15 protein-coding genes are annotated in these 14,720 nt (G+C 65.3%); 7 read left to right on the top strand and 8 right to left on the bottom strand.

Annotation, left to right across the window (positions count from 1 at the left end; translation table 11 throughout):
• Positions 1-6 precede the first annotated feature (6 nt).
• Positions 7-918, bottom strand: coding sequence for an IclR family transcriptional regulator (locus A5740_RS22530; RefSeq protein ID WP_076197757.1), 912 nt, complete (start codon positions 916-918; stop codon positions 7-9).
• A gap of 100 nt (positions 919-1,018) precedes the next feature.
• Between A5740_RS22530 and A5740_RS22525 the strand changes: the two genes are divergently transcribed.
• Genes A5740_RS22525 through A5740_RS22515 form a run of 3 tightly spaced genes read left to right on the top strand, consistent with a single transcriptional unit; the run spans position 1,019 to position 4,082 of the window.
• A complete protein-coding gene (locus A5740_RS22525; RefSeq protein ID WP_076197755.1) occupies positions 1,019-2,146 on the top strand; it encodes a hypothetical protein in 1,128 nt (375 codons plus the stop codon).
• Between the two features lie 2 nt (positions 2,147-2,148).
• Complete coding sequence (locus A5740_RS22520; RefSeq protein WP_076197753.1) at positions 2,149-2,928, top strand: SDR family oxidoreductase; 780 nt, start codon at positions 2,149-2,151, stop codon at positions 2,926-2,928.
• On the top strand, positions 2,925-4,082 hold the full coding sequence (locus tag A5740_RS22515) for a sulfotransferase (protein WP_076197751.1): 1,158 nt from the start codon (positions 2,925-2,927) through the stop codon (positions 4,080-4,082). Before A5740_RS22520 ends, A5740_RS22515 begins: the two co-directional genes overlap by 4 nt.
• 77 nt (positions 4,083-4,159) lie before the next feature.
• Here A5740_RS22515 and A5740_RS22510 read toward each other — a convergent pair whose 3' ends face one another.
• The 3 genes from A5740_RS22510 to A5740_RS22500 form a co-directional block, all read right to left on the bottom strand.
• The gene (locus tag A5740_RS22510) at positions 4,160-4,636 is read right to left on the bottom strand and encodes a hypothetical protein (protein WP_076197749.1); all 477 of its coding nucleotides are present in this window, start codon (positions 4,634-4,636) and stop codon (positions 4,160-4,162) included.
• Complete coding sequence (locus A5740_RS22505; RefSeq protein WP_076197747.1) at positions 4,636-5,790, bottom strand: Rieske 2Fe-2S domain-containing protein; 1,155 nt, start codon at positions 5,788-5,790, stop codon at positions 4,636-4,638. Before A5740_RS22505 ends, A5740_RS22510 begins: the two co-directional genes overlap by 1 nt.
• A gap of 118 nt (positions 5,791-5,908) precedes the next feature.
• Entirely contained in the window at positions 5,909-6,544 is a 636-nt protein-coding gene (locus tag A5740_RS22500) for a hypothetical protein (RefSeq protein WP_076197745.1), read from the bottom strand.
• Between the two features lie 62 nt (positions 6,545-6,606).
• On the opposite strand from A5740_RS22500, the gene A5740_RS22495 reads away from it, so the two are divergent.
• The gene (locus A5740_RS22495) at positions 6,607-7,131 is read left to right on the top strand and encodes a gamma carbonic anhydrase family protein (RefSeq protein WP_076197743.1); all 525 of its coding nucleotides are present in this window, start codon (positions 6,607-6,609) and stop codon (positions 7,129-7,131) included.
• Here the strand turns inward: A5740_RS22495 and A5740_RS22490 are convergent.
• From A5740_RS22490 to A5740_RS22475, 4 genes are read right to left on the bottom strand one after another with little or no spacing between them, the layout of a single operon-like run.
• A complete protein-coding gene (locus A5740_RS22490) occupies positions 7,128-8,012 on the bottom strand; it encodes a TIGR03619 family F420-dependent LLM class oxidoreductase (RefSeq protein WP_076197741.1) in 885 nt (294 codons plus the stop codon). The two genes, A5740_RS22495 and A5740_RS22490, sit on opposite strands and share 4 nt — an antisense overlap.
• A gap of 10 nt (positions 8,013-8,022) precedes the next feature.
• Positions 8,023-9,207, bottom strand: coding sequence for a thiolase domain-containing protein (locus A5740_RS22485; RefSeq protein WP_076197739.1), 1,185 nt, complete (start codon positions 9,205-9,207; stop codon positions 8,023-8,025).
• A 2-nt stretch (positions 9,208-9,209) separates the two neighbouring features.
• Positions 9,210-10,271, bottom strand: coding sequence for a thiolase domain-containing protein (locus A5740_RS22480; RefSeq protein ID WP_076197737.1), 1,062 nt, complete (start codon positions 10,269-10,271; stop codon positions 9,210-9,212).
• Positions 10,272-10,279: 8 nt separating this feature from the next.
• Positions 10,280-11,269, bottom strand: a complete 990-nt coding sequence (locus A5740_RS22475; RefSeq protein WP_076197735.1) for a Zn-ribbon domain-containing OB-fold protein — start codon at positions 11,267-11,269, stop codon at positions 10,280-10,282.
• A 58-nt stretch (positions 11,270-11,327) separates the two neighbouring features.
• On the opposite strand from A5740_RS22475, the gene A5740_RS22470 reads away from it, so the two are divergent.
• From A5740_RS22470 to A5740_RS22460, 3 genes are all read left to right on the top strand, one after another.
• Positions 11,328-12,371, top strand: a complete 1,044-nt coding sequence (locus tag A5740_RS22470) for an LLM class F420-dependent oxidoreductase (RefSeq protein ID WP_076197733.1) — start codon at positions 11,328-11,330, stop codon at positions 12,369-12,371.
• 114 nt (positions 12,372-12,485) lie between these two features.
• The gene (locus tag A5740_RS22465) at positions 12,486-13,166 is read left to right on the top strand and encodes an acetoacetate decarboxylase family protein (RefSeq protein WP_076197731.1); all 681 of its coding nucleotides are present in this window, start codon (positions 12,486-12,488) and stop codon (positions 13,164-13,166) included.
• Positions 13,163-14,368, top strand: a complete 1,206-nt coding sequence (locus A5740_RS22460) for a cytochrome P450 (RefSeq protein ID WP_076197729.1) — start codon at positions 13,163-13,165, stop codon at positions 14,366-14,368. Before A5740_RS22465 ends, A5740_RS22460 begins: the two co-directional genes overlap by 4 nt.
• The last annotated feature ends 352 nt before the right edge of the window (positions 14,369-14,720 follow it).

The raw sequence follows: 14,720 nt of genomic DNA, 5'->3' as shown, positions 1-14,720 counted from the left end.
CAGGGGTCAGCGCTTCGGTTTGACACCGCCCAGTTGTTGGGTCAGCGCATCGGCGGTGGCCACCAGGGCACGGGCTCGTTCGGTGATTTCCTTGTCCGTCAAGGCCGTTCCGATGTGCAGTGAAGCCGCCATGACCTGGCGTTGGTAGTGGTCGTACACCGGCGCTGAGATGACGCTGATGTCCGAGCGTGCACGAGAACCGACGGGGGAGTTCTCGTCGCGTAGGTAGACCCGTTCGCCGATATCAGACACCAGCTCACTCAACAATGCACGCAGCTCGTCGGGCAGGTTGGTCGACATTCCGGCCATCAGAGCGTAGAGCCGGCGACCGCCGGGGGTCAGGCGTTCCACGAGATATCCATCGGTGCGGCAATTTTCGATCACGCGGTGTAGCCGAGCGGATTCGGTGCGGAGCGGGATCGTCGGTGCTTTGGCGAGCCACGCCCGCAGTGCATCGTCGTCCCACAACACGAACATCAAACCGACGGGTGGGGCGAAGGGATAGCTCTGTCCGACGCGCACTCCGGGGTCGCGGCCCGGTGGGCCGACCAGTTCGAGCACGGTGATGCGGTCGTCGACCACTGCGGAGAGCGCGGCGGAGGTGTCGAAAGCCGCTGACAGTTCCCGCAACTCGGTGCGGGCGGAGGGGCTGACGCGCATGGATTCCTGTGCCGTGTGACCGAGGGTGATCAGGCTCGGCCCCAGGCGGTAGGTCTTGTCGACGCTGTCGCGGATCAGATAGCCCGATTCGGTGAGCGTGCCGAGGATGCCCAGGCAGGTCGGCTTGCTCAGTCCGACCCGACGGGCCAGATCTGACAGCCCGAACCGTTCCTGGGGGTGGCGCGACAGGAATTCCAGGATCGCCACCACCCGTGCGGTGGGCGGTGAGGTGCGGCCGGCGGGCTCGGCGTCGGGCATCTGACCTCCGGGACGTTGACGTGAATTGGAACGCGTTCTAATCTCAGGTCAGAAACTCTACCACTACGGTCCAATATTGGACCGAGAGAGCAGATGCCGGATGTATACACAGCCGCTGGCCGATGCCATCGCCGAAGCCGAACACCTGGTCACCACTGCGCCGTTCATCGAATCGGAGGCAGACCTTCTCGAGGGCCTGCAGTACCTGGCCGGATGCATCTCGGGCTGCATCCACCTGGCCTTCGACTACGACCGGGATCATCCGTTCCTGCAGTCGGGCACCGGCCCGTTCACGAAGATGGCTCTCGACAACCCGGACACCCTGTATTTCGGCACCCGCGTGCAGCCCGGCCACGAGTACGTCGTCAATGGAAAGCGGGGCACGACAACCGATCTGAGCTTTCAGATTCTCGGCGGGGAGTACACCGACGACAATGTGCCGGCCAGCCAGGCCGCCTTCGACGACCGCGAGCTCGACATCGCCGCCGACGGCACCTTCGAGTACCGCTTCACTCCGACCACTCCCTCGCAGCTGCTGATTCGCGAGGTGTACAACGACTGGTCGGCGGAGCGCGGTCATATCAGCGTCGCGCGCACCGACACGGCGGGGACCGCCCCGGCGCCGCTGACCAAAGAACTCATCGAAAAAAGGTATGCCGTCGCGGCCAAGCAGCTGGTCCAGCGAGTCAAGACCTGGCTGCAGTTCCCGCAGTGGTTCTACGACAACCTGCCGGTCAATACCATGGTGGCGCCGCGGCTGACCCCCGGCGGCCTGGCTACGCAATACTCGTCGGTCGGGCACTACGACCTCGCGCCCGAACAGGCCATGATCCTCACCCTGCCGGTCAGCGACGCGCCCTACGTCGGCTTCCAGCTGGGCAGCCTGTGGTACATCTCGCTGGACTACATCAATCACCAGACCTCCCTCAACGGCACACAGGCGCAAGCGGATCCGGACGGCAAGATTCGCATCGTCGTGTCCGATGCCAACCCTGGTGTGACGAACTGGTGTGAGACGCTCGGCCATGCCAAGGGCTACCTGCAGTTCCGGTGGCAGCGGCTCTCGCGTGAGCTCACCGAGGCCGACGGGCCGACCGTCGAGATCGTCGACGTGGCCGACGTCGAAAAGGCGCTGCCGTACCACGAGCACAACAAGATCTCCGAACAGGACTGGCGGGCCCGGATAGCGCTGCGCCAGAATCAAATCGCAAACAGGATGCTGGGGTAGCCATGACACTTCTCGAAAACAAGGTCGTCGTCATCAGTGGCGTCGGGCCCGCATTGGGCACCACCCTGGCGCGGCGCTGTGCCGAGGCCGGCGCCGATCTGGTGCTGGCGGCGCGCACCGTGGAACGGCTCGACGAGGTGGCCAAGCAGGTGACCGATCTGGGCCGCCGGGCCATCTCCGTGAGCACCGACATCACCGATGAAACCCAGGTGAACAACCTCGTCGACGCGTCGCTGGAGGCGTACGGCAAGGTCGACGTCCTGATCAACAACGCGTTTCGGGTGCCGTCGATGAAACCGTTCGCCAACACCACGTTCGAGCACATGCGCGATGCCATCGAGCTCACGGTGTTCGGTGCGCTGCGGATGGTGCAGGCCTTCACCCCGGCCCTGGCACAGAGCAAGGGTTCCGTGGTCAACGTGAACTCCATGGTGGTGCGGCACTCCCAGGCCAAGTACGGCGCCTACAAGATGGCCAAGTCGGCCCTGCTGGCCATGTCGCAGACGCTGGCCACCGAGCTCGGGGATCAGGGCATCCGGGTGAACTCGGTTCTGCCGGGCTATATCTGGGGCGGAACTCTGGAAAGTTACTTCACCCACCAGGCCGGTAAGTACGGCACCACGGTCGAGGAGATCTACAAGGCGACGGCGGCCTCGTCCGACCTCAAGCGCCTGCCGACCGAGGACGAGGTGGCCTCGGCCATCCTGTTCATGGCCAGTGATTTGTCCAGCGGCATCACCGGCCAGGCTCTCGACGTCAACTGCGGGGAGTTCAAGGCATGACAAGCGGAACCAGCGGCCGCACCAATGTGGGTACCGTCGAGGACCTGCACGCCTCGGCCACCAAGGCCTGCGGTCTGGAGGATTTCGGCTCCGACGACGACAACTACCTCGAAGCACTTGGCGTGCTGCTGGATTCGTACCAGCGCGACGCGGATCTGACCGAGCTCGGCAGCAAGATGCAGCGCTTCTTCACCCGCAACGCGCTGGTGGCCCGGCTCGTTTCGGAGGCCGCGTTCAAGCAGTACCCGCAGCATGTCGACGTACCGATCGAGCGGCCGATCTTCGTCACCGGTCTGCCGCGCACCGGGACCACGGTGATCCACCGGTTGCTGACGGCAGACCCGATGCACCAGGGCCTTCAGATGTGGCTGGCCGAGTTCCCGCAGCCGCGGCCGCCGCGGGAGACCTGGCCGGACAACCCGGTCTTCAGCGCGCTCGATGCCCAGTTCAAGAAGGCTCACGAAGAGAACCCGGATTACACGGGCCTGCACTACATGACGGCCGACGAGGTCGAGGAGTGCTGGCAGTTGCTGCGCCAGTCCCTGCACTCGGTGTCCTACGAGACTCTGGCCCATGTGCCAACCTATTCGCAGTGGCTGGCCCGCCAGGATTGGACCAAGCCGTATCAACGGCACCGCAAGAACCTGCAGCTGATCGGACTCAACGAGCCCGAAAAGCGCTGGGTCCTCAAGAATCCCAGCCATCTGTTCGCCCTCGATGCGCTGTTCGCGACGTATCCCGACGCGTTGGTGGTCCAGTGCCACCGCCCGGCGGAGACCATCATGGCCTCGATGTGCTCGCTGTCGCAGCACACCACCGAGGGCTGGTCCAACACATTCACCGGGAACGTGATCGGCGAAGATGCCATGGAGACCTGGTCGCGCGGGTTGGAGTTGTTCAATGCCGAACGGGTCAAGCACGATTCGGCCCAGTTCTGCGACGTCGACTATTTCGAGTTCATCAAAGATCCGGTCGGCGCGGTCGAAGGTATCTACCGCACGTTCGGCCTGGATTTCACCGACGCCGCGCGACAGGCGATCGTCGACAGTCACACAGCCAGTCAGCAGGGGCCGCGCGCACCGAAGCACACATACTCACTGGCCGACTACGGGTTGACCACAGAGACCGTCAAGGAGCGATTCAAGGGGCTCTAGTTCTTCCCGCGAGCAGACATAAAACTGCCCTTTCCAGTGCGGAAAAGGGCAGTTTTATGTCTGCTCGGCGGAGAAAGTCAGCCGTCGCCGGGGGAGGGGGCACTGGAGATCTCCTCCAGACACCCCTCGGCGACGGCATGTTTGATGCTGTCGGTCAGCCGAGGACAGGACCGGGCCCGAGCCGGATCGCCGCCGGAGGCCCGGATCTCCTCGAACGTCGCGCAGCGTTGTACCGCTTCGGAATTCCACTGCACCGAGGTGTGTTCGGCGCTGAGCTTTTTCACCTGCACCGCGACGTGGCAGAACCGGCAGTCCACGGACACCAGGCCGGACGTCAGATAACGTTCGCGATCACGGGCGCTGGCCTCCCGGACCGCGGCGGCGCGATCCGGGTCAGATGCGAAATCCGGTGCCTTGGACCATGTTCCGACCGACGGGCCACCACCGTGGCCATGATGGTCGTCGTCGTCATCATGGCCGCCGTGCAGCAGCAGCATCGAGCGGGCCATCTGGTCCACATTTGGGGTCTCGACCCGCTCGTTGCGTGCTGCCATCAGCTCGACTGCTCCGCCGATTCCTTCTGCGCGGCCTGGATCTTGAGGTTCTCCTCGACCTCCACGGCCCACTTCTCGTTGGCCGCCGTGGTGTCGATCTCCATCTCGAACCGGTCGGTCATATCGGAAGTCACGTCCGCCACGTCTACATAAAACTGCTGGTACCAGCGGCGCATCTGGTAAACCGCGCCGTCTTCCTCGACCAGCAGCGGATTGTCGATACGGGTCTTGTGCTTCCAGATCTCGACATCCTGCAGGAAGCCCTTGCTGACCCCGTCGGTGAACGCCACCGCGAGCTTCTCGGTGGTCTTGTCGTCGAGGCCCTTGGGCTTCTCGACGATCACCCCCCACTGCAGCACGAACGAATTCTGGTCGACCGGGTAGTGGCAGTTGATCAGGATCGACTCGGCCTTGAAGCCGCCGTAGTTGTTGTGCAGCCAGTTGATCATGAACGACGGACCGAAGTACGACGCCTCGGAGTCCAGGTGCGCCTCGCCGTAGGTGGTGCCCATGTCGCTGATGTCGGCGCGGCCGACGTTGTGCAGGTATTGCGAGGCGATGTGGCCCTCGAAGACGTTCTTGAAGTACGTCGGCAGGCCGTAGTGGATGTAGAAGAAGTGCGCCATGTCGGTGACGTTGTCGATGATCTCGCGGCAGTTGCTGCCTTCGATCAGCATCGAGTTCCACTTCCAGTCGGTCCACTCTCCGCTGGCCCATTCGGGAATCTCGGGGATCCGGACTTCTTCCTGCGGCGGGTTGCCCTCATGGTCGTTCCAGACGAACAACAGGCCACCGCGGACATCGGTGTGCCAGGCCCGGGTCCGAGCCAGTCGCGGGGTGCGCTTGGCGTAGGGAACGAGCTTGCACTTGCCGTCGCCACCCCAGCGCCAGTCGTGGAAGGGGCACGCCACCTCGTCGCCCTTGATCGTGCCTTGGGACAGGTCACCGCCCATGTGCCGGCAGTAACCGTCGAGGACCTTCAGTTCGCCCTTGGAGTCGGCGAACACGACCAGCTTGGTGCCGAATGCCTGGATCGAATGCGGCTGACCGTCCAGGTAGTCCTTCACCGGTCCCAGGCAGTGCCAGCCCCGCGCATAGCGGTCTGGCAGGGCGCCGGTGTCGATCTCTCTGATGCCGGCATGTTCGGTAGTCACGGTGGGCCTCCCGTATCTGTGCTCTCTAACTAGAACACGTTACAGTTTTTCGGTCCCTTCTGGCAATCACCAGGGCGTGACCTGCGGCATACCCGTAGTAGACAAGACTTACTCAGGCCTACTCCCGCTCCGGAAGACCGTTCCGCAGAGCAATCTGTTGCATGCGGCCGACGGCGGCCACTGTCTGCGGAGACACCGGATCATCGGGGTTGCTGTCGAACTCCAGGCGCACCACCGCGCGGCCCTGGGTGTACATCAGCAATGTCACCGCCTTGGAGTTGTCGGGGGCCATCCCGGAGATCACGGTGCCGCCCGACCCGATCGGTACCGGCTGCGGCGGGCCGCCGGTCACTATGGTGCTCACCGCCGCGGACGCCTGCTTGAGCGTCGCCGAGGCGGTCTCCGCATCCGGATAGATCAGGACCGTGTCCGCAATGGCCCTGGTGTCGTCGGCGTTGACGAACAGGGCACTGGCCCCGTCCTGACCGTCGGGGTTGTTCTTGTTGGACCGTGCGCTGAACGTCTCCGGTGGGATGCTGACGTCCTCGGCCTGCAAGAGCAGGTAGCTGTAGTCGGAAGCCTGTGATTTCGGCGACTTGGTCGGCGTCGCGCTCGACGACGGGGCCGGCGTGGCCACCCACGGCGACGACGGCGAATCGGCGGACGGGGTGCAGGCCCCGGCCGTGCCGACAATGGCTGCGGCGAAACCGATGGTGAGCAGTGATCTGAGGCGGGCGGTAGTCGTGAGCGGCATAATTACTGTTCAAGGGTACGCGTCGCCGCGCCGACGCCATTTCCCTGCGGTATATCTGAACGATGCCGCTGTATTCCTTCGAGGGCCGCGCGCCCGTGGTCGATACCACTGCATTCGTGGCCCCGACGGCGACGTTGATCGGTGATGTGACGATCGAAGCCGGTGCCTCGGTGTGGTTCAACGCCGTGCTGCGCGCCGACTTCGCACCGATCGTCATCCGCCAGGGGGCCAACGTCCAGGACGGCTCGGTGTTGCATGCGCCGCCTGGCGTGCCGGTCGACATCGGACCGGGCGCCACGATCGCGCACATGTGCGTGGTGCACGGTGTCCACGTGGGCGAGGAGACGCTGATCGCCAACCACTGCACCGTGCTCGACGGCGCGGTGATCGGCCGACGCAGCCTGATCGCCGCCCATTCTCTGGTGATCGGCGGGACGAAGATCCCCGACGAGGTGTTGGTCACCGGCGCGCCCGCCAAGATCCGCGGACCGATCGCCGGAACCGGTGCGCAGACATGGGTGAAGACGAATCCGGCGGCGTACCGAGAGTTGGCGCAGCGCTACCTGACCGGACTGACCGAGCTTTAGCCGGCGTCCTGCCAGCCGGAGTGGATGTAGGTCTCGGCGAACCGCTTGAGCGAATCCTGCTTCTTCTCCAGCGGGGCGTCGAAGCCCAGACCCTCCAACATCCACGGGATCACGATGTTGTCGGTGATGCCGGCCGCCGCCAGCTCACGGTGCCCGTCGAGATCGAACTTGTCGATACACACCGCCTGGTACTCGAACGGCTCGTCGGCCCGGCCGTATTCGGCCCGCAGCGTGTTGATCGCCGCCACCGTCTCGGCCAGCTGGGCGCAGGTCATCATCGCCGACGTCCAGCCGTCACCTACCCGGGCCGCCCGCTTGAGTGCCACCGGGGTGTGCCCGCCGACGTAGAACGGCACGGGCTGCGACGGAGCCGGGCTCATCTGCAGACGCTCGAAATCGAAGAACTCGCCGTGGAACTCGACCATGCCGCCGCCCAGCACGAGCTTGAGCACCTCGATCATCTCGTCGACGCGTGCGCCGCGCTTGGCGAACGGCACCCCGCACCACTCGAATTCCTCCGGCGCCCAGCCGATCCCGACGCCGAACCCGAACCGGTTGTTGGTCAGGTTCGCCACGGACCCGACCTGCCGCGCCAGCAGTAGTGGGTTGCGCGAGCCGAGTTTCATCACGTTGGTGTAGAACCGCAACGTCGAGGTCGCCGCACCCATGGAGGCCGCTGCGATCAGCGGGTCCACCCAGGGTGTCTCGGCGTTCCACATCCGCGAACCATCCGGGGTGTACGGATAGTCCGCGGCCTGCTTCTCCATGTAGAACAGCGAGTCGGGCAGCGCGATCGCGTCGAACCCGACTTCCTCTGCGGTACGGGCCAATCCGGTCAGATGCTCCAGTGGCCCCATGGCCACGCTGAGCGTGTACTTCATGCTCACGGGATCAGGCGCCCGACTTGTCGGCAGGCTTGTCCGACGAGACCACCCACATCGAGTAGTACTGCGCGCCACCACCGTAGGCGTGGCCGAGCGCCTTGCGCGCGCCCTCGACCTGATGGTCGCCGGCCTTGCCCATCACCTGGATCGCCGATTCGGCGAACCGGATCATGCCGGACGCGCCGATCGGGTTGCTGCTCAACACCCCGCCGGAGGGGTTGAACGGGATCTTGCCGCCGATGGCCGTCTCGCCGGCCTCGGTGAGCTTCCAGCCCTCGCCCTCGGCGGTGAAACCGAGGTTCTCCAGCCACATGGGCTCGTACCAGGAGAACGGCACATAGACCTCTGCCACATCGATCTCGTCGATCGGGCTGGTGATCCCGGCGTCGCGCCACAACGCGGCGGCCGCGTTCCGGCCGGCCTGCGGATTCACCTGGTCGCGACCCGAATAGGCCAGCGGTTCGGTCCGCAGCGCGGTGGCGTGGATCCACGCGACGGGATGTCCCTCGGCGATTCGGGCGTCGGCCGCGTCTTCGTTGCCGATCACCAGTGCCGCGGCGCCGTCGGAGGACGGACACGTCTCGTCGAACCGGATCGGATCCCACAGCATCTGCGAGGCCATCACCTTGTCCAGGGTGATGTCGGGCTGATGCAGATGAGCCAGGGGGTTCTTGGCACCGTTGAGCCGGTCCTTGACCGCGACCATCGCGCCGATGTGCTCGGGAGCGCCGGAGCGGCGGATGTACGCGCGCACATGCGGGGCGAAATACCCGCCGGCGCCCGCGCCGACCGGCTTGGTGAACGGCACCGGAATGCTCAACGCCCACATGGCATTCGATTCCGACTGCTTCTCCCAGGCCATGGTCAGCACCCGGTTGTACTTGCCCGACTTGACCAGGCTGGCGGCCACGATCGCGGTGGACCCGCCCACCGAGCCGGCGGTGTGCACGCGGATCAGCGGCTTGTTGGTGGCGCCGGTGGCGTCGGCCATGAACAGCTCGGGCATCATCACGCCCTCGAAGAAGTCGGGCGCCTTGCCGACCACCACGGCATCGATGTCGTCCATCGTCGAGCCGGAGTCCGCCAGCGCCCGGTCGATGGCCTCACGGACCAGACCGTTCATCGACACGTCCTGGCGTTTGGCGACGTACTTGGTCTGCCCGGTGCCCAGTACCGCAGCGAGTTGTGCCATTGCTACTTACCCTCCAAGACCGCGACCAGATTCTGTTGCAGCGCAGCGCCACTGGTGGCGTGGGCCAGCACGCGCCCGGCCGAGCCGTTGAAGATGTGCTGTGCAGCGAAGCCGATACGTTCCAGGCCGGCCGAGAACATCGGATTGGCCGCCAGCGCGCCACCGGACGGGTTGACCTTGGTGTTCGCGCCCAGGCCGATCGCCTCGGTGAGGATCAGCTGCTGATGGGTGAACGGTGCGTAGATCTCGGCCACCTCGATCGAGCTGACGTCACCACCGGTGGCGGCCTGGGCCGAGGCGGTGGTCGACGTCGAGACGGTCAGATCGCGCGCGCCCAGGACGGGGGTTTCGATGCGGTGCTCGAAACCGGTGATCCAGGCCGGGTTTTCGCGAAGCTCGCGGGCCCGGTCATCGGCGGCCAGCACGATGGCCGACGCACCGTCGGCGATCGGGGCGATGTCGTGACGACGCAGCGGGTCGGCGAAGAACGGCCGATCCAACAGGTCGGCGACGGACCCGGTGACCTCTTCCTTGTCCGTGCGCCCACCCGCGGCGTAGGAATCCAACGCCACCTGGGCCATCTGCTCGGCTGTCCACTTGCCGGCGTCCAGCCCGAACCGGGCCTGAAGTCCGGCCAACGACACCGCATCCGGCCACAGCGGCGCGACGGTATACGGGTCGGTCTGCAACGCGAGCACGCGGCGCAGCACCCCGGCCGAGGACTTGCCGAAGCCGTATACCAGGGCGGTGTCGACCTCGCCGGTCAGGATCTTGATGTAGGCCTCGTACAGCGCCCAGGCCGCGTCCATCTCGACGTGGGACTCGTTGATCGGCGGCACGGCGCCGATCGAGTCGATCGCGGAGATGAACGAGAAGGCCCGGCCGGCAAGGTAATCAGAAGAGCCCGAGCACCAGAATCCGATGTCGGTCTGCTGCAGGCCGAGCTCCTCGTAGAGGCTGGCGAAACACGGCATCAGCATCTCGACGCCGTTGGTGGTGCCGTCGGTGCGGCGCACATGCGGGGCATGGGCGAAGCCCACCACCGCTACGTCACGAAAAGTCATGTCAGCCCTTACAGGTGGTGTTTGTAGCTGTCGTAGTCGGCGTCGGGCTCACCCGTGGGCCGGAAGTGCGAGATGTTGTCGATGCCGAGCCCCCACTCCTCCTGGGGCTTCCACACCGCCTCCACCCGCATGCCCATCCGCACGTCGGACGCCTCGATGTCGGTGACCAGATGCAGGAACGGGATGTCGGCGCCGTCGAGCAGCACGTAGGCCGCGACATAGGGCGGTTTGATCCGCTGGCCGGCGAACGGGATGTTGATGATCGCGAACGTGGTGACCGTGCCCTTGTCGACCAGCTCGACGAACTGGTCGAGCTCCTTGCCGGTGGCCGGATCGGCTTCCTTGGGCGGGAAGTACACCTTCCCGTTGTCGCCGGTGCGTGCGCCGAGCAGCTTGCCATCGCGCAGACCCCGCAGATAGGTGCTCTCGGGCCGCGAGGCGGTGTGCTGGATCTCGATGGCCGAGGGCACCACCAGCATGGTGACCGGATCGCGGTCGTCGGAGCTTGCCGGGACGTCTTCGGGGGTGTCGCCCAGGGCGAAGTACGCGATGTCGGTGATCGCGCCGACCGGCTCGTCGACCCAGTGCGCATGCACGCGGGCCCCGGTGCTGAGCTCGCCTTCTGCTGCGTCGACCGCGTGCAGCAACGGTGTGTCGGCACCGTCGAGCTGGATCAATGCCCAGGCGAACGGCCGGTCGAGCGGCTGGCCCTCCAGTGGCTCGGGCTGCCATGTCCACGACAGCACGGTGCCCACACTGGCCACCGGGACGACCTCGGTCAATGCCTCGTAGGTGACCGGGTCATACTCAGCAGGTGGCACGTGCACGCGTCCGTCCGACCCGCGCACGCCGACGATCCGGCGCTCACGCAGGGCAGTGAAGAACTGACTGAGCAGAGGTCCCACTGAACGGGTGTAGTCAAACGACAGTTTCAGTGGCGCGGAAAGTGGCGGCTCGCGGTGATCTGTCGAGGCCGGGCGGCTTTGGCTGGCTGTCACACATCGAGTAGAACAGGTTCTAAGAATCGTCGCAAGGACGTGTGGGAAGGTCATCTAAATGAAGCTCGGTTTGCAACTCGGTTATTGGGGCGCCCAGCCCCCGACCAACCACGCCGAACTCGTCGCCGCCGCCGAGGAGGCGGACTTCGACACCGTCTTCACCGCAGAGGCCTGGGGTTCGGATGCCTACACCCCGCTGGCCTGGTGGGGACGCGAAACCACCCGCATGCGGCTGGGGACCTCGGTCATCCAGATGTCGGCCCGCACCCCCACGGCCTGCGCGATGGCCGCGCTGACGCTGGATCACCTCTCCGGCGGCCGTCACATCCTCGGCCTCGGTGTCTCGGGTCCGCAGGTGGTCGAGGGCTGGTACGGCGCGAAATTCCCCAAGCCGCTGGCCCGCACCCGCGAGTACGTCGACATCCTGCGCCAGGTCTGGGCCCGCGAAGCGCCGGTGCACAGCGACGGCCCGCACTACCCGCTGCCGCTGACCGGCGAGGGCACCACCGGGCTGGGCAAGAACCTCAAGCCCATCACCCACCCGCTACGCGCGGACATCCCGGTGATGCTGGGCGCCGAAGGTCCCAAGAACGTCGCGCTGGCCGCCGAGATCGCCGACGGCTGGCTGCCGATCTTCTACTCCCCGCGGATTGCCGGGATGTACAACGAATGGCTGGACGAGGGATTCGCCCGGCCCGGCGCCCGGCGGACCCGGGAAACCTTCGAGATCTGCGCCACCGCGCAGGTGGTGGTCACCGACGACCGGCCCGCCATCATGGAGCTGATGAAGCCGCACCTGGCGCTGTACATGGGCGGAATGGGTTCCGAGGACACCAATTTCCACGCCGAGGTCTACCGCCGGATGGGCTACGCGGAGGTGGTCGACGACGTGACCAAACTGTTCCGGAGCGACCGCAAAGACGAAGCGGCCAAGATCATCCCGGACGAGCTGGTCGACGACTCCGCGATCGTGGGCAACCTCGATTACGTCAAGGAGCAGATCAAGGCCTGGGAGGCCTCCGGCGTGACGATGATGGTCGTCGGTGCACGTTCCGTCGAGCAGATCCGAGATCTTGCGGCTCTGGTCGCGGATTACGCCTGACGACTAGACACTTCCTTGCAAGCTGTCTACTCGAGGTTCTAGATTTATGGCGTGAGTCACAGCGCTCCCGCCTCCGGACCCTCGCAACACACTGTCGCCGGCACGGTGTTGACCATGCCGGTGCAGATTCGGTCCGCCGAACAGCACATGGCGATGTTCTCGGTGGACGCCGACGCCGCGCAGCGCATGATCGACTACAGCGGTCTGCGCGTCTACCGGCCTCGGCCGCACCGCGCGATCGTCGTCCTGATGCTGATGCGCTACATCGACGGTGATCTGGGTCCGTATCTCGAGTACGGCACCAACGTCATGGTCAACCGGCCCGGATCGCAGGAATCAGGATGGCGCGGCCTCGGCTCAGCCGGTGCCTTCGTGCACCATCTGCCGGTCGACGGTGAGTTCACCCTGCAGGCCGGCCGACAGATCTGGGGCTATCCGAAGGTCTTGGCGGACTTTGCTCTTCGAGACACCAAGCCGTTCGGCTTCGAGGTGAGCATCGACGGCCGGCTCGCGGTCGGTATGGAATTCGAACCCGGCCTGCCGGTGCCGTCGCTGTTCACCGCCAAACCCCAGATGCAGTCCACCTTCTCGCATCTTGACGGCGTGCTGCGCGAAACCGAAGGCCAGATGCGGCTTTCCGGTGTGCGCTATCGGCCGGGTGGGGTGCGGATCCGGCTGGGGGATCACCCCTACGCCAAGGAACTCGCGGCGCTGGGCCTGCCGAAGCGGGCGATGTTGTCCAGCTCGGCCCGCAACGTGCAGATGACTTTCGCCGACGCCAAGGAGATTCCGTGACCCAAGTCCTGCTCAAGCCCGATGTCGATCTCACCAACGGCACGTTCTATGCCGACGGCGGCGCCCGGGAGGCCTACCGCTGGATGCGGGCGAATCAGCCGGTGTTCCGTGACCGCAACGGATTGGCCGCAGCCACGACCTATGCCGCGGTGATAGATGCCGAACGCGATCCCGAGCTGTTCTCCAGCACAGGCGGGATCCGTCCGGACCAACCGGGTATGCCGTACATGATCGACATGGACGATCCGGCACATGTGTTGCGGCGCAAGCTGGTCAACTCCGGCTTCACCCGCAAGCGGGTGATGGACAAGGTGCCGTCCATCATCACCTTGTGCGACACCCTGATCGACGCGGTGTGCGAGAAGGGGGAGTGTGACTTCGTCCGAGACATCGCCGCGCCCCTGCCGATGGCGGTGATCGGCGACATGCTCGGGGTGCTGCCCACCGAACGGGATATGTTGCTGCGCTGGTCTGATGAGCTGGTGTGCGGATTGTCGTCGCACCTGGACGACACGGCGATCACCAAGATCATGGAGACCTTCGCTGCCTACACCGCGTTCACCATGGAGGTGATCGGCAAGCGACGCGCGGAGCCCAACGACGATCTGTTCTCGATCCTGGTCAACGCCGAAGTCGAAGGGCAACGGATGTCCGACGACGAAATCGTCATGGAGACACTGCTGATCCTCATCGGCGGTGACGAGACCACCCGCCACACCCTCTCCGGCGGCACCGAACAGCTGCTGCGGCACCGTGACCAGTGGGAGACCGTGGTGGCGAACCCCGACGCCCTGCCCGGCGCGATCGAGGAGATGCTGCGCTGGACCTCGCCGGTGAAGAACATGTGCCGCACGCTGACCGCCGACACCACGTTCCACGGCACGGAGCTCAAAGCCGGCGAGAAGATCATGCTGATGTTCGAATCGGCCAACTTCGACGAGGCCGTCTTCGAGAATCCCGACGAATTCCGAATCGACCGGAATCCCAACAGCCACATGGCGTTCGGCTTCGGTACGCACTTCTGTCTGGGCAATCAGCTGGCCCGGCTGGAACTGCGGCTGATGATCGAGCGGCTTCTCACCCGGTTGCCCGATCTTCGTCTCGCCGACGACGCGCCGTTGCCGCTGCGGCCGGCGAACTTCGTCAGCGGCCCGGAATCGATGCCGGTGGTGTTCACCCCGACCGCCCCGATGGGAGCCTGACGGTCGGGGACCTGTGGATGCCTATGCCTTACTTAAGTATTGGCTGTGCAAGCTCGTTCACAGGTTCCGCCTAGCCTGTCTAATTAGATAGCCTTTCGAAATCGGGGATGACGCGACGATCGGAGGGCGCACGCTATGGCACGACATTTACCTGGGCGAACGCTGTTGGGCGGGATGCTGGTGAGCGGGGCGCTGCTGGCCGGTGCTGTGGGAATGGCGACACAGGCCAACGCCGAACCGCTGGCCGGTACGGTGCCGGCCGCACTTGACCTCGGTGGTGTTCCTGGGTGCGTTCATCCCGCTGGTCGGTGCGGTGGTCGCGGGATTCCTCGCGGTGGTGGTGGCGCTGCTG

Source organism: Mycobacterium sp. GA-1841 (assembly GCF_001954135.1).
Classification (GTDB): Bacteria; Actinomycetota; Actinomycetes; order Mycobacteriales; family Mycobacteriaceae; genus Mycobacterium.
The sequence above is the reverse complement of the archived record's forward strand: the minus strand, read 5'-3'. Positions and strand labels throughout refer to the sequence as shown.

What these genes read in the sequence shown, in the direction of transcription:
- A5740_RS22530 (WP_076197757.1), bottom strand. Translation starts at nt 918, where the DNA reads ATGCCCGACGCCGAGCCCGCCGGCCGCACCTCACCGCCCACCGCACGG.
- A5740_RS22525 (WP_076197755.1), top strand. Translation starts at nt 1,019, where the DNA reads ATGTATACACAGCCGCTGGCCGATGCCATCGCCGAAGCCGAACACCTG.
- A5740_RS22520 (WP_076197753.1), top strand. Translation starts at nt 2,149, where the DNA reads ATGACACTTCTCGAAAACAAGGTCGTCGTCATCAGTGGCGTCGGGCCC.
- A5740_RS22515 (WP_076197751.1), top strand. Translation starts at nt 2,925, where the DNA reads ATGACAAGCGGAACCAGCGGCCGCACCAATGTGGGTACCGTCGAGGAC.
- A5740_RS22510 (WP_076197749.1), bottom strand. Translation starts at nt 4,636, where the DNA reads ATGGCAGCACGCAACGAGCGGGTCGAGACCCCAAATGTGGACCAGATG.
- A5740_RS22500 (WP_076197745.1), bottom strand. Translation starts at nt 6,544, where the DNA reads ATGCCGCTCACGACTACCGCCCGCCTCAGATCACTGCTCACCATCGGT.
- A5740_RS22495 (WP_076197743.1), top strand. Translation starts at nt 6,607, where the DNA reads ATGCCGCTGTATTCCTTCGAGGGCCGCGCGCCCGTGGTCGATACCACT.
- A5740_RS22490 (WP_076197741.1), bottom strand. Translation starts at nt 8,012, where the DNA reads ATGAAGTACACGCTCAGCGTGGCCATGGGGCCACTGGAGCATCTGACC.
- A5740_RS22485 (WP_076197739.1), bottom strand. Translation starts at nt 9,207, where the DNA reads ATGGCACAACTCGCTGCGGTACTGGGCACCGGGCAGACCAAGTACGTC.
- A5740_RS22480 (WP_076197737.1), bottom strand. Translation starts at nt 10,271, where the DNA reads ATGACTTTTCGTGACGTAGCGGTGGTGGGCTTCGCCCATGCCCCGCAT.
- A5740_RS22470 (WP_076197733.1), top strand. Translation starts at nt 11,328, where the DNA reads ATGAAGCTCGGTTTGCAACTCGGTTATTGGGGCGCCCAGCCCCCGACC.
- A5740_RS22465 (WP_076197731.1), top strand. Translation starts at nt 12,486, where the DNA reads ATGCCGGTGCAGATTCGGTCCGCCGAACAGCACATGGCGATGTTCTCG.